The sequence below is a fragment of the Herbaspirillum rubrisubalbicans genome (assembly GCF_003719195.1).
Lineage (GTDB): Bacteria > Pseudomonadota > Gammaproteobacteria > Burkholderiales > Burkholderiaceae_D > Herbaspirillum > Herbaspirillum rubrisubalbicans.
In genome coordinates this window covers 2,940,655-2,959,690 of record NZ_CP024996.1, presented here as the reverse complement: position 1 = coordinate 2,959,690, position 19,036 = coordinate 2,940,655, and the positions used below count along the sequence as shown (strand labels likewise).

At 58.9% G+C, this 19,036-nt stretch carries 19 protein-coding genes; 15 read left to right on the top strand and 4 right to left on the bottom strand.

From position 1 onward, the window contains the following. Positions 1 to 6 precede the first annotated feature (6 nt). From RC54_RS13250 to RC54_RS13240, 3 genes are all read left to right on the top strand, one after another. Complete coding sequence (locus RC54_RS13250; RefSeq protein WP_058895634.1) at positions 7 to 897, top strand: N-formylglutamate amidohydrolase; 891 nt, start codon at positions 7 to 9, stop codon at positions 895 to 897. Positions 898 to 958: 61 nt separating this feature from the next. Further along, positions 959 to 1,810 (top strand): serine hydrolase, encoded by an 852-nt coding sequence (locus RC54_RS13245; protein WP_058895633.1) that lies wholly within the window; start codon positions 959 to 961, stop codon positions 1,808 to 1,810. Between the two features lie 39 nt (positions 1,811 to 1,849). Continuing rightward, positions 1,850 to 3,232, top strand: a complete 1,383-nt coding sequence (locus RC54_RS13240) for a CapA family protein (protein ID WP_058895632.1) — start codon at positions 1,850 to 1,852, stop codon at positions 3,230 to 3,232. A gap of 92 nt (positions 3,233 to 3,324) precedes the next feature. Here the strand turns inward: RC54_RS13240 and RC54_RS13235 are convergent, their stop codons facing one another. The 3 genes from RC54_RS13235 to RC54_RS13225 all read right to left on the bottom strand — a co-directional run bounded on the left by RC54_RS13235 (position 3,325) and on the right by RC54_RS13225 (position 6,900). Continuing rightward, positions 3,325 to 3,819: a CesT family type III secretion system chaperone gene (locus tag RC54_RS13235; protein ID WP_061789807.1), complete on the bottom strand. Its 495-nt coding sequence runs from the start codon at positions 3,817 to 3,819 to the stop codon at positions 3,325 to 3,327. A gap of 31 nt (positions 3,820 to 3,850) precedes the next feature. Further along, entirely contained in the window at positions 3,851 to 4,945 is a 1,095-nt protein-coding gene (locus RC54_RS13230; protein ID WP_231738611.1) for an aspartate/glutamate racemase family protein, read from the bottom strand. Between the two features lie 113 nt (positions 4,946 to 5,058). Further along, a complete protein-coding gene (locus RC54_RS13225; RefSeq protein ID WP_058895629.1) occupies positions 5,059 to 6,900 on the bottom strand; it encodes a hypothetical protein in 1,842 nt (613 codons plus the stop codon). Positions 6,901 to 7,278: 378 nt separating this feature from the next. On the opposite strand from RC54_RS13225, the gene RC54_RS25880 reads away from it, so the two are divergent. Together RC54_RS25880 and RC54_RS13220 are read left to right on the top strand one after the other, a co-directional pair. After that, the gene (locus RC54_RS25880) at positions 7,279 to 7,404 is read left to right on the top strand and encodes a hypothetical protein (protein ID WP_255220997.1); all 126 of its coding nucleotides are present in this window, start codon (positions 7,279 to 7,281) and stop codon (positions 7,402 to 7,404) included. A gap of 75 nt (positions 7,405 to 7,479) precedes the next feature. Beyond that, positions 7,480 to 7,929 carry a CesT family type III secretion system chaperone gene (locus tag RC54_RS13220; RefSeq protein WP_231739117.1) on the top strand — a complete coding sequence of 150 codons (450 nt, stop codon included), beginning with the start codon at positions 7,480 to 7,482 and terminating at the stop codon, positions 7,927 to 7,929. Between the two features lie 170 nt (positions 7,930 to 8,099). Here RC54_RS13220 and RC54_RS13215 read toward each other — a convergent pair whose 3' ends face one another. After that, positions 8,100 to 8,522, bottom strand: a complete 423-nt coding sequence (locus RC54_RS13215) for a hypothetical protein (protein ID WP_231738607.1) — start codon at positions 8,520 to 8,522, stop codon at positions 8,100 to 8,102. Positions 8,523 to 8,672: 150 nt separating this feature from the next. On the opposite strand from RC54_RS13215, the gene RC54_RS13210 reads away from it, so the two are divergent. The 10 genes from RC54_RS13210 to RC54_RS13180 all read left to right on the top strand — a co-directional run bounded on the left by RC54_RS13210 (position 8,673) and on the right by RC54_RS13180 (position 18,897). After that, positions 8,673 to 9,959, top strand: coding sequence for a J domain-containing protein (locus tag RC54_RS13210; RefSeq protein WP_244216343.1), 1,287 nt, complete (start codon positions 8,673 to 8,675; stop codon positions 9,957 to 9,959). Positions 9,960 to 9,974: 15 nt separating this feature from the next. Further along, the gene (locus RC54_RS13205) at positions 9,975 to 10,517 is read left to right on the top strand and encodes a hypothetical protein (RefSeq protein ID WP_058895626.1); all 543 of its coding nucleotides are present in this window, start codon (positions 9,975 to 9,977) and stop codon (positions 10,515 to 10,517) included. A 115-nt stretch (positions 10,518 to 10,632) separates the two neighbouring features. Further along, on the top strand, positions 10,633 to 10,785 hold the full coding sequence (locus RC54_RS25270) for a hypothetical protein (protein ID WP_164471176.1): 153 nt from the start codon (positions 10,633 to 10,635) through the stop codon (positions 10,783 to 10,785). Between the two features lie 133 nt (positions 10,786 to 10,918). After that, the gene (locus RC54_RS13200; RefSeq protein WP_017453475.1) at positions 10,919 to 11,128 is read left to right on the top strand and encodes a hypothetical protein; all 210 of its coding nucleotides are present in this window, start codon (positions 10,919 to 10,921) and stop codon (positions 11,126 to 11,128) included. A 121-nt stretch (positions 11,129 to 11,249) separates the two neighbouring features. Beyond that, entirely contained in the window at positions 11,250 to 11,411 is a 162-nt protein-coding gene (locus tag RC54_RS25265) for a hypothetical protein (RefSeq protein ID WP_164471217.1), read from the top strand. Between the two features lie 395 nt (positions 11,412 to 11,806). After that, positions 11,807 to 14,725 (top strand): hypothetical protein, encoded by a 2,919-nt coding sequence (locus RC54_RS13195; protein ID WP_123020451.1) that lies wholly within the window; start codon positions 11,807 to 11,809, stop codon positions 14,723 to 14,725. Positions 14,726 to 14,800: 75 nt separating this feature from the next. Beyond that, positions 14,801 to 15,385 (top strand): hypothetical protein, encoded by a 585-nt coding sequence (locus tag RC54_RS13190; protein ID WP_061790311.1) that lies wholly within the window; start codon positions 14,801 to 14,803, stop codon positions 15,383 to 15,385. A gap of 70 nt (positions 15,386 to 15,455) precedes the next feature. Next, positions 15,456 to 15,623 (top strand): hypothetical protein, encoded by a 168-nt coding sequence (locus RC54_RS25260; protein WP_164471216.1) that lies wholly within the window; start codon positions 15,456 to 15,458, stop codon positions 15,621 to 15,623. A 98-nt stretch (positions 15,624 to 15,721) separates the two neighbouring features. Next, positions 15,722 to 17,308, top strand: coding sequence for a class I SAM-dependent methyltransferase (locus RC54_RS13185; RefSeq protein ID WP_058895623.1), 1,587 nt, complete (start codon positions 15,722 to 15,724; stop codon positions 17,306 to 17,308). Between the two features lie 47 nt (positions 17,309 to 17,355). Continuing rightward, entirely contained in the window at positions 17,356 to 18,897 is a 1,542-nt protein-coding gene (locus RC54_RS13180) for a class I SAM-dependent methyltransferase (RefSeq protein ID WP_061790312.1), read from the top strand. The last annotated feature ends 139 nt before the right edge of the window (positions 18,898 to 19,036 follow it).

Sequence of the window (19,036 nt, the reverse complement as noted above, 5' to 3'; positions counted from 1 at the left end):
AAAGCAATGATCAAGTCAGTCAATCAAGTGTATGCACTACAGCGCCCCGGAGTGAGCGAGGCCCAGTTGCCGCTGGTAGTCGATTCGCCCCACAGCGGCACGCTCTATCCCTTCAACAGCGGCATCGTCGCGCCTGCCGATGCTTTGCAGACGACCTGGGATGCTTTCGTCGATGAATTATGGGACTACACGCCGTCGGTCGGAGGCGCCTTGCTGTCGGCTCGATTTCCGCGCGCCTACATCGATCCCAATCGCGCCCCCGACGATATCGACCAGGACATGCTGGTGCAGCCCTGGCCCGATACAGTGACGCCTTCAGCCGCGTGCAGTCGTGGTATGGGCCTGATCCGGCGCCATGCGTTGCCGGGCATCCCCATGTATCCGGGCAAGCTGGACATTGAAGAGGTACAACACAGATTGCGCCATTACTACCAGCCTTACCACACTGTCTTGCAGGCGCTGCTCGATGAATCCGTACAACGCTTCGGTCGAGTCTGGCACATCAACTGCCATTCGATGAAGTCGGTGGGCAACGCCATGAACGTGGACAATGGTGCAGAACGTCCCGATATCGTGGTCAGCGACCGCAAGGGTATCTCTGCCAGCAGTGCACTGACGGAGTGGATCGCCAGTGAGTTTGACCGGCGCGGCTACCGCGTCAGGATCAATACTCCTTACCAGGGCGGCTACATCGTCCAGCATTACGGAGCGCCAACGCAGGCACGGCATAGCATCCAGATCGAAATCAAGCGCAGTGTCTACATGAACGAGAAGCGTTGCGAGAAACATGAGGGGTTCGACCGGCTGCAGCATGACCTGAGCAGCTTCCTGGGTTCGCTGGCCGAACACCTGACGCAAGAGATGAACCAGGAGTCGTCGGCCAAGCGGGCGCCGTAAGGTGGGACCGCCTTCTCCTCACGTTGCACCGAATCTGAAATTGTCTAAAAAGGAAATCAAGATGCAAGATCTGGTAGCGCGCCTCAACGCCATCTGCGATGAGCAACCCTATGTGACCGCCTGGTATTTCAAGAACCTGGTCACCGGTGAAGAGGCTGATCGCGATGGACATGTCGCATTTCCGTCGGGAAGCACCCGCAAGACATCGATCCTGATGGCCGTGCTGCGGGCCATCAACCAGGGCCGGCTCGATCTCAATGCCCCCATCCTGTACGAGGAACGGCTGCGCAAAGGCGTGGTCTCGGGTACGTTCAAGTTCCTCACGCCCGGGTTCACCATCAGCCTGCGCGACGCCCTGGTCCAGATGATCATCGTCAGCGACAACGTCTGCACGGCCATGGTGATGGAGCGCATCAGCCTGGATGAGGTCAATGAATTCTGCCATTCCATCGGAATGCGTAATACGCTCCACCGGAACTCGGTGCCGCGCCCGGATATGCCGACCGATCACAAGCTCGACGAAGTCACCACCATCAGTGCCTGCGACCAGGGATTGCTCTATGACCTGATCCTCAAGGGCAGTACCGATCCTGAGGTCGCGCAGCGTCTGGGCTGCACGCCACAACAATGCGCCTTCGCCATCGAGGTCTTGAGCTGGCAGAAGTTACGGACAAAAATGGCTTCTCTGCTGCCCTCAGACACCAAGGTGGCGCACAAGGGGGGGACCGGCAAGCGCGGTCGCATGGATGGCGGCATCGTGTTCCGCAACGACCAGCCCCTGTTCATCCTGACCGGCTACACTGACCAGGTGCCTTGGGAAATGCCTGACGGTCTGCCTGGCTACGTGTCGGCCTTCAACACCCTGGGCCGCCTGGCGCGCGCCTGCTGGGACGGTATCGGCGCCGACCGATGACCACGATCCCGACCCGCCTAACGTAATGAAAGAGCCGCTATGAACGACAAGCAAGACGCCCATCACGAAGAAGGGACACTGGCCCCTTCCTGGATGGATGCCAACCTGCCTGATGGCTTCACGCTGGTAGCAGCAGGCGACCTGATCTTGACCGATACCATCTTTCCACGACTGCAGCGCAAGAGCCCCGATCTGATCGCCTTGCTCAAGAGCGGGGATGTCACTTTCGGTAATTTCGAAGGAACCGCTATCGATCTACAGCGTTTCGGCGGTTACCCATCGGCGCTGGCCGGCGGTTCCTGGCTCATCAGCACGCCTGCGGTAGCTCAGGATATCAAGGACATGGGCTTCAATCTGATGAGCCGCGCCAACAACCACACCACCGACTGGGGGGTGGAGGGGATGCGCTATACGGATGCGCTGTTTGACAAGGTCGGCATGGTCCACGCCGGAACAGGCGAGACCCTGGCTCAGGCCCGTGCTGCGCGCTTCCTGTGCACACCTGCTGCGCGCGTGGCCATGGTAGCGCTGGCGTCGCGCTTTGAAGCCAACGCCCGTGCCATCGATCCGCTGGGCCAGATTCCGGGACGCCCCGGCCTCAATGCCTTGCGCACCACGCGTCATGTCCTCGTTTCGCCGCAGCGATTGGCGATGCTGGCTGCCATTCGTGATGCGCTACCCAAGGGCATGATGCGCAAGTCCATCCTTGCTGCGGATGGGCGCAATGGCACGGTGACCTTGTTCGACGTCAAGTACCGCGCCAGCGAAGAGGTCGGTGAGGGCGTTGATTTCACCTTCACCATGGATGAGCGTGACCGCAAGGAAATCATCCATCACCTGCGCCAGGGCAAGCAGAGCGCCGATTTCGCCATCGCTTCCATGCATACGCATGAACCCGGAAATTTCTGCGAAACCCCGCCAGATTTCATGCCGCAGTTCGCGCGCCAGGCCATCGATAATGGCGCTGACGCCTTTATCGGCCATGGTCCGCATCAATTGCGCGGCATCGAGATCTACAAGGGCAAGCCGATCTACTACTCGCTGGGCAATTTCTTCTTCATGGAGAACCAGCAGCAGCCTATCACCCGGGATGAACACGAGAAAGACAAGGTCGAGCCGATGTCCATGACCGAGGCCGAGTTCATGGAACATCGGCGCGTGCATGGTGTATTCAAAGAACAGGTGTGGTATGAGAGCGTAGTGGCCGTCAATCGCTATGACAGCCGTGGCCGACTGCAGCAGATCATGCTGCATCCCATCGAAATGCACTGGGCGGGTGAGCGCGATGCCGATCGCGGCATTCCACGCATCGCCCATGGCCAGGATGCCCAGCGCATTCTGCAACGTCTGCAACGGCTCTCTGCCGCCTATGGCACCCAGATCGAGATCGCGGGTGAACTGGGGATCATCAGCCTGGCCTGAACCAGGCACCTGAAAAAAATGCTGCCTGCCAACAAGGCAGGCAGCATGGTCAATGGAGGCGCGCCATCTACGTTTGAACGGCGCGCACTTTCTCAATGCTTGGTGCCATCACCCGGTGCACGGTCCGGTTTACTCCACAGCAGCGGTATCTTGCTGGCATTGCCATGGTGGCGCTTGGCCGGCGGGGGATCGAGGAACTGGTCCTTGCGCCAGTCCATGGCCTTGGCGGCCAGATGCGCCAGGATCGAACGCAGCGTGACGGCATCCATGCCGCTGAGCCGGTAGCGGTTGGCAAACACGATGCGGCCGGTCGCCGGCGAGAGCGTATACATAGGGCCGTTACCGGCATACATCAGCAGATTGGTTTCCAGGAGGGCGCTATAGGCTTGCGCTTCGCGTCCGACTTCCACGGCGCCGAAGTCGCAATAGACCAGCAGCGTGTCAGGGCTAAGCTGCTCGTGGTGCGCCAGCGAGAACACCACGTCGTTGACCGCCACCGGCCCACCCTCCAGGATGCCTTGCGCCCCTTTGATCTGGCATAGGTTGCAGAGCTGCTGGATCAGCTGTTCATAGTGCTGTTTGGACATGGATGACCTCGTTGCTGTTCAATATCCTGGCCTAGCGTGCAAACTTGGTTTCCAGTCGGGCCAGGTTGCGGGAAAATTCGACGGCCATCTCGGCCAGCGACTGGGTCGGGTCAATCAGTTTGATATCGCCGTAATCCTTGTCCTTCAGCGCCAAGGGGATTTCGGTACATCCTTCCACCACCGCAGAGAGTGCATGATCCTTGGCCAGTTCCTGAACCGCCTTGTCCAGTAGTTCCGTTCCCTTTTCCATGTCGCCGAACTTGACACCCTCATAGATGCCCGCCATCACGTGTTCCTTCTGTGATGTCGGTGAGGGCAGTGCCCACTTGATCCGGGGGCAGCCATACTGCTCCATCCGGGTCGCGGTGGTCTGGTAGAGCTTGCTATCGATGGTGCCGCTGGTGGCCAGCAGACCGACCGACTTGTCGGGATCAAGATTCTGCTTTCTGAGCGCCCACATGGTTGCTTCGGCGATGTGCAGCAGCGGCACCTTCAGTTTTTCAGACAGCACACCATGGTAGGCGTGAAAGGTGTTGCAAGGAAAGATCAGGAAATGTGCGCCGGCTGCCACGCACGCCTGGGCCACGGCAAGCGAGCCGTGATACGGGTTGTTGGGATCGTTCTTGAGCAGATGGGCACGCCATTCGTCAGGATTGTTGCGGTCGCCCGTGAAGCTGTTGAGATAGGCGGTGCGGTCTTTGATCAGATTGGGGATATTCATCGTGATGACCTGCATATGGTCCTGGTCGGACTTGGGGTCGCCCACTTCCTTGGCTGTCTTGAACAGTTTCTGGGTGAGGTCCAGCGTCGCTTCCGGGCCCATGCCGCCGACCACGCCGACCGGGACGAAGTTCACGCAGGGTGGCAGCGGCACCTGGGCCGTGTCGATATCTTCCGTGCGCAGGCGCTTGGGCGAGGAACCTTCCCTGAAAGTACTGCCCAGGTCGAAGTTTTTCTCCCAGGTCTTTTCAAGAATGGGATAGATGTCGTCGTTATTCAGTTGCAGCGCAGGGCCCCATGGAACCAGGCGGGCTTGCAAACTGGGAGTGCGCTCCTGTACCGGAGATTGTGCAGAGGAGCTCGCCAGGCTGGTATCGCCTGGTGAGTGATGGGAAATGGCAGCCATGTTATTACCTATAAGTCGAATGGATGGGAGAGGGCACAACCCACGTGCGGCGTCCCGGTGCGCGCTTGGCATCGGTCGGCCGCACAGGATCGCGCTGCCTGGCTCCTCTTAGATCACTTGTCCAGGATGGTGTCGCTCTGGTCTACATTGGTCAGGATGTGCGCTACCAGGCGAGTGGACCACTTGCACAGGTCGGTCATCTCTTCCTTGCTCACGCCGACCAGATCCAGAGTGGCTTCGCTGCATAGCGGCTTCATGAATTCCGAAGCGGGCAGGCCGGTGGCCAGGACCTGTGCCGAAACGCTGGCGAAGCTCTTGGAGAAGTCGCCGCTTTCACCCTCTCGCAGCTTGGAGCCACCATCGATCTTGATGATCGCCGGCACGGCCTTGAGCTGCGGCCCCTTTTCCTTGTCCGAGTAATCCGAATACACGGCCACACGGAATTCGTACTTCATCGACTTCAGCGGCGAATCGTCCTTGGAGACGCGATCAGCGGTCAGGTATTCGGAGATGGTGTACGGGAAACCGCCACGGTCGCCGTAGGTGCCCTTGACGGATTCGTAGGACTCCTTGATTTCCTGGCGGATCAGTTCCGGGGTTTCCTTTTCGGCGATGTCGAAGGCACGGATACCGTCGCCATGGCCAGTGCCACTGGGCTTGATGATGACGCGCTTGCCCTCGGCCAGCATACTCAGGACCTCCTTCTCTACGTCTTCCAGCGTGGAAGCCTGGCGGTTGACGATCTCGCGCGAGAAGCCTGGGTAGGCGGCACCTTCAGCCTTGTTGAACTGGTTGGTAAAGGCGTAGGCATGGCCCTTGGAGGCGGCCGGCACATAGCTGATGTTGTTGGAGGTGAATTTGCTCGTATCGAGTTTCTTGCCGCTATTCTCATTGAGCGCATTGATGTTCAGGACCAGGCGATCGTTGCCGATGAAGCTGACTTTACGGCCATTGAGGAAGGGCGTGCCGTCCTGGATCTCGATGGCCTTGGCCAGTTGCGCGGTATAGCCGACCAGCACGGTAGGTTGGGTGGGGTTTTCCCAGTTGTGGCCATTGAGGATGGTCTTCATCTTTTCCACGCCATCCTTGTCGCGCCCCGGTTTCTCCAACGCCTTGCTGTTCTCGATGACCGGCTTGCCATCCTTCATGACCAGGGCGTCGGCGTCAAAGCTGTCGATGCCAAGCACCTGGACGCCCAGGACCGGCTGGCCGGTCTTCTCGGCCTGCTCCTGCTGTGCCTGCGAGATGGTGGTCTGCATGGCATTGGCGATCATCAGCTTCTCATGGATCTTCTTGCTCTGGCCGAATGCCGGCGGATCTTCACGTCCCGAACAGGCGACCAGGAACAGCGCCGTCGGTTCTTTTTCGAGGATGTGGCTGACATTGCCAAACGAACTCATCACCGTGTCCAAGGTATTGGGTTCCATGGTGGTGATGTTGCCGTAGCCAGTGCCATTGAGCTCCAGCAGGGTGGCGCGGAACTCGCTGGAGTCGCGCACCTTGTAGGGCATGATATCCAGCGGCGCCACCACGAATTCGGTCGGGTTGATGTTCGCAGGCAGTGGTACTGCCGAGGCGTCACCAAAATGCTTGGCCAGCGCCGCGTCCTGGCCGCGCTGGGTCTCGAAGTTCTGTTCCAGTTTGACGTCGCGTACCAGATCGGCGACGCCGGGACTGGTCATCATCTTGACGAAGCCAGAGCCCAGGCGCTTTTGCAACAGCGTCAGGTTCTTGGCCGCTAGGCCATCGTCCTTGCCGGTGATGTTCTGCAGAATCTCGGCGACAACGGGATCGGTGACCGAACGCAGCGCGGAGGCACGCGAGTCGGAGCCGGAAACCCGGGGCGTGCCGCCGGTTTCAGTCGGCGTAGTAGCGCGGGAGGGGGATTGAGGCGGGGTGCCGGCGTAATCGTCATAGTCGCGCTTGACGCCACTGGTGGAAGGAATGTGAGCCATTTTTTTTCTAACCTTTGTATTCTGTGAATTGCTTGATGAACCGAAGATAGTTGCCGTGTAACAGCGGCATGTCCGCGCCAATGGGAGGGCGGTGTGTGCATGTCACGCCAAAAGGTGTCTCCGGGTTGGATGACGGGAAATTTCTTGAACCCGCGCTATTGAGTAGAGACGCGAAAAGAGCTGGTTCCATGGGCTGCGGTGAAATGGGACCAGGCAGGCGCTCAGGCCGTGAACGGTAGATAGGGGAGAGGGCGCGCGGGCGCGTAACTATGCTGAAACCGCGAATGATCGACGCAAGAGAGGGAACCCTGCGCAGTGCAACACTCACTTATGTCGACTCATGTCGAGTCGATCTAACTTCAAGCAAAGGAGTACATCATGTCGCTAATCGGCGGTCTGGTCCACGCACTGACTCATCCACTGGAAACCTTGATGGACCCCGTGGGTACCTTCATCAAGGGATCCGTGGAAGACAGTATTCCCAAACCGGAAGACATCAAGTAGGACTGCAGGCCGGAGCTGGCACGTCCAAGGATGTGCCAGCTCCGGCCTGCAGACACAGCGCCCTCCTTGGCCGACATGGGTTCACCACAACAACAAGCAAAAATGATGATCAGCCGTTACCGCCACTTGATTGAACAACTGGGCGCGCATTTCAGCCTGCCACTGCAGGGCAGCCTGCACCAGGCCACCACCATGCAAGTAAACGGGGTAGAACTGAACCTCTATCACGGTGGGCTGATCGTGCCCGACAGCGTGCTGCTGTATTGCGAGTTCGGCCCGCTGCCACGCTTGCAGCGGGAGCAGGTATTGCTGCGTCTGCTGGAGACCAACATGTATCTCTTCAACGCCAACTGCCCGGCCTTCACCTACCAGGCGCAGAAGGACAGCATCTTCCTCATATGCCGCTTTTCACTGAGTTCGGCGACACTTGAATCGACCCTGGAATTGTTTGATTTCCTGGTGAGCCTGGCACTGCGCTGGCGTCGGGACTACTATCTCTTTGGAGAGGACGAGGCGGGAATCTGAGGGAGGAAGAAACATTCACACGCAGCGCTGTTCCTTTTCGGGGAAAAATAGCCGCAAAGGATGATCCCGGCATCGCGGGATCATCATTGGATTGCTGCGCCACCTGCCGATACCGCACAGGTGGCGCGATGACTAGTCGGACCGAGCCATCGCAAACAGCGCCAAAGGGATCAGCCGCCCTTGATGTCACCGCCGCCAGAGTCACCGCCGGCGTCGCCACCTTTGGCTGCATCCAAGGTCTTGGTGTCCACGCCCAGGGCGCCGGCCAGCTTTTGCTCTTCTTGCGGACTGATGGTGCCTTTGGTCAGTTTCTTGAGCAGCTTCTTGATATCGTCATCGTCACCACCGCCGCCGCCACCACCACCGTTGGCGCCATTGGCACCGTTGTTGGAATCCGATTTCTGTGCCTGCTGCGCTCGATTTTCCAGCTCCTTGACGATGGCATCCTTCTGCCATGGCTCCATGCCATCCTTGCCCAGGGCCTTGAGCAGGTCGCCGGAAGATGCATTTTTCAGGGTCGACGAGAACGAATCCATTTCAGCGCCGGTCGGGATGCTGCTGACGCTGCTAGACGACGAGATACCTAAGCTCATGTTATTTCCTTGTAAGAGTTGAAGGGAACATCATTACTGCCCCGATAGGTTGCAATCCGGGCTGCAACAGTTCCGTGAGGCACTTCCATTTCGTCGCGAAGCCTCGCCACATGGACGCCGGCGCGTCATCAATGGAACCGGAGCAAGGCTGTGGCGACTGAGAAATCAGTTCGGCGATGTGCTCTTCGCACTGCCTCTTTTTCAGGGAAGGACAGGATGCCCATTCATAACAATTTCAGTTTCAGATCGATCAGCGACTATCTCTCGCCACGCGGTGAAGCTGGCACCAGAATTCGCGGTGGTGCGGCCAGGATATCGTCTTCGTTTAGTGCAATGCGCAACAGTACCTGGGCCAAGAAATGTACCCAGTTCGATGCCGCTGGCCTGGCTCAGCGCCTGCGCAGCCATCCGGCTGCGCAACAGGCTTATGCCGTGGCGCGCCAGCGGCTGGGAGAATTGCAGGTGCAGATGACTACGCTGATCCAGGATCTCTATGGCAAGCTCAAGCAATACGGGATCTACAACAGTCATCAACCGCATGATGCAGAGCGCGCCATTCATCTTCACTGGCGTGCCGTACTTCCTCTGGGCGCGACCATTCTGCCGGGTGCGCAATTCGACAAGAAGGCAAGGATGGAAAGAGTGGTATGGCACAGCCAGGGCGTGAAATGGCACGGCACCCATGATGTCAGCACGGGTACGCGCATCTCGGTGAGCGACTGGAAAAGTGCAGGCAATGGCTGGCAGCAGCGTGAAGAGATCGAGCATCATCTCAAGCGTCATCTCAAGCGCCATTGGACGACGAGTCGACATGAAGGGCCACCGCTGCGGCATTTCAGGGTTTTCTCGCCAAGCATTCCCGATAAGCATGGCTGGTTTGTCGGCATGATCCAGGATCACGTCGGCAATACCGAATGGACGACCTATCGCCATCCCGGCCTACAACTGCATTTTCGTCGTACTGGCTGGAGCAAGCCAGATCAGAACGGAGTCGTTTCGCGCACAACCTATGATGAACTGACCAAGAACAACTGGCACGACACCTACAATCCGTCTACCGGTGCACATCACTCGAAGTCGGACTGGAGGACCTGCGCGGATGGCGCTGGGCAGGAACGCACGGTCAAGGATCATGTCACCGGTCACATTTTCATCGAGGTCAATGCAGAGTCCGATCCATCCCGCTTCGCCGATCAGGAATACGTGGGCCAGGACTTGAACAAGCTGGCGCAGGAATCGCTGGCCGCGCTGGGTCTGGAGCCGGGAGAACGGGACCAAGGCAAGATCAGAACGCAATTCAGGATGCTGACCTTGCGCTGGCATCCCGATAAGCAGGCAGGAAAAAGCGACCAGGAAAAAGAGCAAGCGCAGCAGATGTACGCAAAGATCGATGCTGCCTACAAGTTCCTGTCGAGCCCTGCCTATGTGCAGCTTTGAAACGGAAGGTTCAACATGGAACGTGATGCATTGACGACCTACTTCTCCTATCCCGATCCGCATGGAGAAGGTCCGCTGGAGCGCATCTACAGTCATCTGCCGATTCGGCCCGAAGAATTGGTCGGCGGCACCGACTTTGCTGCCCTCGCGCAAGCTGCACATAGCGGTGAGGAAGGAGGCCCGGGACGCCCGCTTCAACAGGAGCAACAGGGGGAGCGGCAACTGGACGCGCTCAAAAATATCGGTCTGTCCGAGCAGGAGATGGAGCTGCTGCGCAAGCAGCTCCAGGAAGGCATGTCGGCCGTGATCGACCAGGTGTTTGCGGTCTTGGTCAAGCCTGCGGTTCAAGCCAGCGATCAGTCCGAAGAAATGGATCTGCGTACCCTGATGAAAATCTCGCGCGATGGCGAATCATTGATCAGGAACGGCAGGGAACTGGCCGAGGACCTGGTCATGGGCAGCCTGGTTAACTGGAGCAACGAAGTCTGGGATCCGAATGATCCGGACACCAGTGCTGCTTCCTCTGATCATCTTCTGATCAAGATGCTGCAGCAGTAGTAGGGCAGCGTGCATAGATGGAACTGGAGTACCACCGGCTTCCACTCATGAAGGACCGTCAGATGGTGCCGAGCTATCCGGCGGCTTTTCTTACTCACTTTTTATGGAGGTCATTATGGCAGCAGTTGCAGGAGGTGCGGCATTGGGTGCGGCACACGGCATCGTCGATCAGGAAGGTACCGACGCGGCCAAGACAGCACTGGACGCAGACAATGCGAAACTGAAGATGGGCAAGGCGGGGCGTGACAACTCCTTGCAGCTTATCTGATCGCGGGTACTTTCATTCTCTAGCTCTGGCGCGAACGGGAGCCTGCCTGCTGGAGGCCTCGTTCCGCCCCCCCCTCATCAACATCGGATGGGGCCGCCGCCGGTACCTGTCCGCCACTTACTGAAGGAATCTCATGAGCACATTTCAAAGCCAGCTTGACAGTGCATATCAAGCGCAGCAGGGCGCTTCCCGCATGGACAGCGCGAATCCCATGGTGCAATCCGCCCAGCAGGGTTCTGCCGAGGCCATCGAGTTCCAGTTGTGGGTATCGCAGCAAGCAACCTCACTAGCCAAACTGAAAATCTTTAACTCCATGGCCAAGAACGTTAACGATCAGCAATAAGCGCGTCAAGCTCTTCAGTATCTCGACATTGCAGGTCGATTTCGGGTCACCGTTCTGCAATCCCTGTGCGCGACCAGTCCCGTCAAATCGTACTTCCGTTTTCAGCATCAAGGAAGAAACCATGATCAGTTCCTCTTCGATTGCCAACTCCGCCGACGGTGGTGCCAGCCGTTCCATTCAGACTCAGGAGGGAGTGAGCGCTGCCAAGGCCGATCTTGACCACGTCGCTATCTTCACCAGATTCATCAAAAAGGCCGAGGAAGCCGCGCAGTCGGCCATCTGAATCATCGGCACAGACCAGCGTAGCTCATGGTCTGTGCCGTCTGCGCCAGCGCTCCATGTGGTCAGCTGCTACCGGACTGTCTGACTGGAACGCATCTCACGCCTATTGATGAAGTGAGTTCTACGTAGATCACAACGCACCTGCACAAGTCTTGGCGGCGAGCCGCCTGCGACGGACGACTCCATCCTTCGTGGTCTATCCCATAGCTGGCGGTGCAATGTGTGCTTGCTACAGGCGTTCAAAAAAGGAACCAAGCCCCGCGCGGCGTCACTCACTCGGGAGTCCATGGGCGTTGCGGCAGTTGAAGGCATGGCGTTGGAGAAAACCATCTCCAGCAATGGATGCCGCCACGCTTCAAGGGCGTGCGGATAGTCCACCATTTTTTGGAGAAATCTATGTCGGTAAATATCACCACCACGACCACCACCACGACCACCTACAACATCGATCAGGAAAATTTCCTTCCTGGCGCATTGCCGGGCGGCCAGTTCAATCCCGAGTCCAGCGATATCCTGTTGAAGGAGGGCGATGGCTCGACCTCCAATATGGTCAACAATCTCCCTATCTCCGACAACCTCAAGGGCGCCATCCTGAGCCTGATGGGGCTGGGCGGTGGACGCACGCCCTCCAGCTTGAGCGCGGCCAACACGATCCGCAATTTCCAGCAGGAGAACAATACTGGGCTGCTGTCAGCCAAGCAGATGAGTGATATCGCCGATACCGGTTACTACCAGGACAAGAACGGCAATCTCAAGCCGGTCTCGGCCGATGTCCAGGCCGCTGCCCAGGCGTTGATGGCCAATGGCGGTGCCCTGTTCAAGCAATTGGAAGCAGCCAACACTGGCAAGCAGGATGGCTTGCTCGGACCCAAGGATTTTCCGGCCGCCATGCGCCAGGGGATCCTGTCGGGGGACTCCGGTGCCAACCGGGCAGTCCCGGGCAACGGGCTGGCGGGTGACTATCTGCTGCAGGCTGTGATGCAGGGCTTGCTCTCCAATGGCCAATCGGGCTACGAAGCGGGCAAGACGATCGATAGCTTCATGAAGGACAACAAGATCGATCTGCTGTCGGCCAATGATGTGCGCGATATGGCCAAGACAGGCTACTACAAGGACAAGGATGGCAGCCTCAAGCCCATCCCCGAAAACGTTCGCGAGGCGGCTGAGGAGTTGATGGAGAACGATGGCGAGCTCTTCAAGAAGCTGGAGGCTGCCAACACCGGCGTACAGGATGGCCTGCTGGGGCAGAAGGACTTTGCCGCCGCCGTCAAGAACGGCAGTCTGGATGGGCGCAACGGTATGGGCAGCGCGAGCGCTTGGAATTTCCCCACCAGCATGACCAGTAACAATCTCTTGCCCTCGGCTTATAGCGCCGGCAACACGATGGATCACTTCCTGAAGGATAACAAGATCGATCTGCTGTCTGCTAACGATGTGAAGAACATCGCCGATACTGGCTACTACCAGGACCAGGATGGCAAGCTCAAGGCGGTGCCGCCCGAAGTGCAGCAAGCCGCCCAGGCACTGATGGCCAATGGCGGTCAACTGTTCAAGGAGCTGGAGTCGGCCAACACCGGCAAGCAGGATGGCCTGCTGGGCCAATTGGACTTCGCCGCCGCCGTCAAGAATGGCAGCTTGGATAGCAATACCACCATGCCCACCGTGGCCTTGCCCAATATCGTGCTGCCTTCGGCTTACAGCGCCGGCAACACGATGGATCACTTCCTGAAGGACAACAACATTGATCTGCTGTCGGCCAATGATGTGAAGAATATCGCCGAGACCGGTTACTACCAGGACCAAGACGGCAAGCTCAAGGCAGTGCCGCCCGAAGTGCAGCAAGCTGCTCAGGCGCTGATGGCCAATGGCGGTCAACTGTTTAAGGAACTGGAGTCGGCCAACACCGGCAAGCAGGATGGCCTGCTGGGCCAGCTCGACTTCGCCGCCGCCGTCAAGAATGGTAGCCTGGACAGCAACACCACCATGCCCACCATCGCCTTGCCCAACAACGTGCTGCCTTCGCCCTACAGCGCCGGCAATACGATGGATCACTTCCTGAAGGACAACAACATCGATCTGCTGTCGGCCAACGATGTGAAGAACATTGCCGAGACCGGCTATTACCAGGATCAGGATGGCAAGCTCAAGGCGGTACCGCCCGAAGTGCAGCAAGCCGCTCAGGCGTTGATGGCCAATGGCGGTCAACTGTTCAAGGAACTGGAGTCGGCCAACACCGGCAAGCAGGATGGCCTGCTGGGCCAATTGGACTTCGCCGCCGCCGTCAAGAATCATGGTCTGGACAAGCAGGCATCGGCATTGCCGACTGATTTCCCGACCATCGTGGCCAACAACAGTGTACTGCCCTCGGCTTACAGCGCCGGTAACACGATGGATCATTTCTTGAAGGACAACAAGATTGATCTGCTGTCGGCCAACGATGTGAAGAACATTGCCGAGACCGGCTACTACCAGGACCAGGACGGCAAACTCAAGGCGGTGCCGCCCGAAGTGCAGCAAGCCGCCCAGGCGCTGATGGCCAACGGTGGTCAACTGTTCAAGGAACTGGAAGCGGCCAACACCGGCAAGCAGGATGGTCTGCTGGGCCAACTGGACTTTGCCGCCGCCGTCAAGAACGGTAGCCTGGACAGCAATACCTCCACGCCCACCATCGCCACGCCCAATATCGTGCTGCCTTCGGCTTACAGCGCCGGCAACACGATGGATCACTTCCTGAAGGACAACAAGATTGATCTACTGTCGGCCAACGACGTGAAGAACATTGCCGAGACCGGCTATTACCAGGACCAGGATGGCAAGCTTAAGGCGGTAACGCCTGAAGTGCAGCAAGCCGCCCAGGCGCTGATGGCCAATGGCGGTCAACTGTTCAAGGAGCTGGAAGCGGCCAACACCGGCAAGCAGGATGGCCTACTGGGTCAACTGGACTTCGCTGCCGCCGTCAAGAACGGTAGCCTGGACAGCAGCACCACCATGCCCACCATCGCCTTGCCTAACAATGTGCTGCCTTCGGCCTCCAGCGCGGGTAACACGATGGATCACTTCCTGAAGGACAACAAGATCGATCTGCTGTCGGCCAACGATGTGAAGAACATCGCCGATACCGGCTACTACCAGGATCAGGACGGCAAGCTCAAGGCAGTGCCGCCCGAAGTCCAGCAAGCTGCTCAGGCGCTGATGGCCAACGGCGGTCAACTGTTCAAGGAACTGGAAGCGGCCAACACCGGCAAACAGGACGGCCTGCTTGGCCAGCTCGACTTCGCCGCTGCAGTGAAAGCCGGTCAGTTCTCGGCCGGATGAGTGACGGACGGTGCCAGGCCTGATGGCATACGGTCTGGCACCGTCTGATCGTTCAGGAAATCGATAGGAAGCATCATGTCAATTTCTCGTATCAATACGCATGGGCATTCCCGTGCGATCGACTACGCATTGTTCCTGCGTGATTACATCGATATGCAGGATAGCCAGTCCACACAGGCTGCTGCCCCTGTGTCGTCAGCACCGGCCCCGGTCGCGCTGCCGAGTGCGCCGGCCAAGGCGCTCGACCATCCCAGGCGGGGCACGCGTGCCTTCCTGGAACGTGCGCCCGGAGCGGCTCAGAGCCGGGTGAGTAACAAGCGTCGTTATGGTGATTCGTCAGAGATTGTCCAGGGCGCCATCACGCACTGGCAGCGCATGGATACGAAGGCCAGTGATGCCTTGGAAGCGATTCCCCAGGGGGATGAGCTGGCTCGCGGCACGCGCGTGGATAAACCCTACATGCGGCGCGTCAGCGAGGGCAGGGCAGTTGCGCAGAAGGGCGATGGGACAGCAGCCGCGCCAACCCTGGCCAACAAGAACCCGAGGAAATGGACGAGCGGGCTTAGCAAGGCCTTGCGCGAGCGTGCCCAGTTCGCCCGTGTGCATGGTGTGCTGTTCGAAGCGCCATGGCTACCAAGCTCTGGTCTGATACAGACTTGAGGGCTGCCGGATCGGTCCCGACAACACTGCTTCAGAAATCAAGTTGCATTCATTCCGGTTGGAGATAAGTATGAAAAGGCATCTGTCTGGCATCGACGCGATGGAGCGCGAGAACGGGCCGCAAAAAAATCGCAAACGCCGCAGGTCACCCTCGCTGGAGCATTTCGGGGATGACGAGGAACTGCGTCTGGACGAGTACTTCCCCTGGCATCGAATCCGCCGCCTGCCGCGCAAGTAAGTCACCAGCAAAGCAGTCGTGGCGGCAAGGTGAGCATTGCGCACGTTCCTGTGCAGCAACGCTGGCTTCGTCATCTCAACTCAATATAAGGAAGATCCATGCAATGGCACGAAGGGTATGTGTCCGATATCGATTATGTGGCTGCGTTCTTTCCTGAACAGAGTCCGGTCCTGTTAAGTTTCGCCTGCTTGCTCAATGGCTGCGAACCGCCTTCCCCTGAGCGGCACTTCCGCTATCTGGAACTCGGATCAGGCCAGGGACTGACTGCCAATATCCTGGCCGCCGCCAATCCTCAATCCGATTTCTATGCCGTCGATTTCAATCCGGCACACATCGCGGCCAGCCGGCAATTGGCGCAAGCGGCTGGGCTCCAGAACATCCACTTCCTGGAAAATAGTTTCGCTGATCTGGCCGAGGGCGTCATTGATCTGCCGCCACTGGATTTCATCACGATGCATGGCGTCTACAGCTGGGTCAACGCCGACAACCGCCATCACATCATGCGGCTGGTCAACCGCTACCTCAAGCCGGGTGGAATCGTCTACCTGAGCTATAACGCCATGCCAGGTTGGACTACGACCTTGCCGTTCCAGCGCCTGTTGCTGGAGCACGCCACTCTTTATCCGGGCAGCAAGCCGGCGCAAATCGACAAGGCCCGCACTCTGGTGCGTGGCCTGATGGAAACGCGTGCCGGCTATTTCACCAGCAATACCAGCGCGAATCTACAGAACTATCTTCGGGGAGCGATGGAGGAAGATGCCAGCCGATCGCCCTATCTAGCCCATGAGTACATGAACCAGGGCTGGGAGCCGCTCTATCACATCGATGTGGCCCGCGATGCGGCCCAGGCCAAGCTGGATTATGTGGGTTCGGCCGATTTGTCATGGGCGTTCCCCGAGCTTTACCTGAGTGTGGAGCAGCGCGACTTTCTGCAGGAGATCCAGGATCCGGGACTGCGTGAAACGGTGAAGGACTATCTCAAGAACACGTGCTTTCGCAAGGACATCTACGTGCGCGGCAAGCGACCTGTGAGCGCCCATCGCCAAGAACAGTGGTTCGGTCGCATTGGCCTGGCGCTGACGGTATTGCGGGAGACGGTGAGCCTGAAGATGGGATTCCCGCTACGCCAATACCAACCCGATGGAGAAATCTATAACGCCATACTGGACGCTCTGGCGCAGGGGCCGAAAAGCCTGGCGGAACTACACCAACTCCCGTCCCTGCAGGGCAAGAGCCTGGGTGAACTTGCCCAGTTTGCGGCCCTGCTGATCGACACCGGACAGGCCGCGCCCTATTTGCTCCAGTCAGTCGTGCAGGATCGTGCTCCGGCGCAGCGCCTGAACCAGGCCATTGCCCAGCTCGATACCGGCTATCGCGTGTTCGCTTCGCCCTTGCTGGGCAGTGGTGTGGCCGCGCCACTCTTCCAGCGACTGGTCTACGACTCACTGGCTGATCCCCAGGCCGGCACCATGAGTTCCACCGACGTGGCCAGCCGGGTGCTGCGCCAGGTCGAGTCGCAGCATGTACCGATTCTGCTCCACGAGCGCGAACTGGTCAGCGAGCAGGAGAAATGGCAGGAGGTACAAGAGACTGTCAAGGCCATCCTCACGCGTCGACGGCCATTCTGGAAACAGTTGTTGATGCTGCCCGAAGCGGCAGCGGCGCAAACCGGGAGCGATATCTGAAGCATCCCGAACCGGTTTTTTGGCTCACTTGTCGATAAAGAGGAAATATGGATTGGAATGAGGGTTATGTGGCCGGCATCGATTACCCGACCGGTTTCTTCCGGGAGCAAAGCCCGGTGCATCTGAGCTTCGCCTGCCTTACCCATGGTGTAGAACCTGTTGCGCTGGATCGTCCGTTCAATTACCTGGAACTCGGGGCTGGGCAAGGCCTGACCGCCAGCGTGCTGGCGGCGGCCAATCCGCAAGGGCGCTTCCATGCCATCGATTTCAGTCCCTCCCACGTACAGTCTGCCAGGGAACTGGCACAGGCGGCCGAGCTGGACAATCTTTGCATCCTGGAACACAGCTTTGCCGAACTGGCAGCCGGGCTGGTTGACCTGCCACCGATGGATTTCATCACCATGTACGGCGTCTATAGCTGGGTCGACGCCGGCAACCGCAAGCATATCGTTGATCTTATCGCTCGCTATCTCAAGCCAGGCGGTATCGTCTACCTGAACTACAACGCCATGCCGGGATGGAGCCCTTCCTTGCCGCTGCAGCGTCTGATCCTGGAGCGGACTCAGACCGATCGTCATGCTACACACGAACAACTGGTACAGGCACGCGAGATGGTGCAGCGGCTGCAGGCACTGGGCGCGACCTTCTTCGATGGCAATCCCAATCTGCAGTACCGGCTCGATTCGCTGCGCGAAGACAAGGGAGGCTATCTGGCCCACGAATACATGAGCGATGGCTGGATGCCGCTATACCATGCCGACGTCGCGCGCGCGATGGCCGGCGCCAAGATGGATTACATCGGCTCGGGGGAGTTGGCGCAAGCCTTTCCCCGGCTTTACCTGACGCCACAGCAGCAAGAGTTGCTCGATACGGTGGACGATCCCATGCTGCGTGAAACGGTCAAGGACTACATGACCAACACCAGCTTCCGGGAGGACATCTACGTACGGGGGGCTCGTCGCATGAGTGCCACGCGGCGTGAACACTGGTTGCGCCAGATCGGTCTGGCACTGACCAGCCTGCCCGATATGCTTACCCTGGAGCTGGATCTATCCATCGGCAAGGTCAAGGCTGACCCGCGCTACTACCAGCCGGTGCTTGATGCACTGGTGCGCCGACCACACAGCCTGGTGGAATTGGCCGAGATTCCGGCCCTGTTCCCACTCAGTCTGGAAGACATCGGCCAGATGGCCGCGCTGCTGACTGCCTCTGGTCAGGCTTGCGCGTATTTCCTCAGCGCTGCGGAGTTGCCGGTAGCGCCAGCACAGCGTCTGAACGCCGCCCTGGCCGAGGCCTCGCGCTTCAAGGACCATTATCAGGTGTTGGCCTCGCCGCTACTGGGCAATGGTCTTGCAGCAGGCTTGATCCAGCGCCTGTTATTCCGTCAGCTGCGCCGGCCAAGCGACAGACTGGACTTGCAGCAGTGCGTCCAGCAAATGCACGACGTCCTGCAGGCGCAGCAGCAGCCTCTTTTTCGAGAGGGCCGGGTGCTGCAAACGCAGGAGGAAGTTCTGGGCGAGTTGCAACACCTGACCGAGGCGATCGTGACGCGGCGCGTACCGATATGGCGAACCCTGAACATGCTCTGAGAAACGGGGCAACTGCCTGCCCGGGCATTGCCTGGCGTCATCATGTCCGGCCGTTGTGGCGGCGTGCCGGCCAATGCGCTTTCGCGGGTAAAATAGGGGCTGCATTAGGCCAGTGCTCTCCGCCCGGCCAGTCATGGCT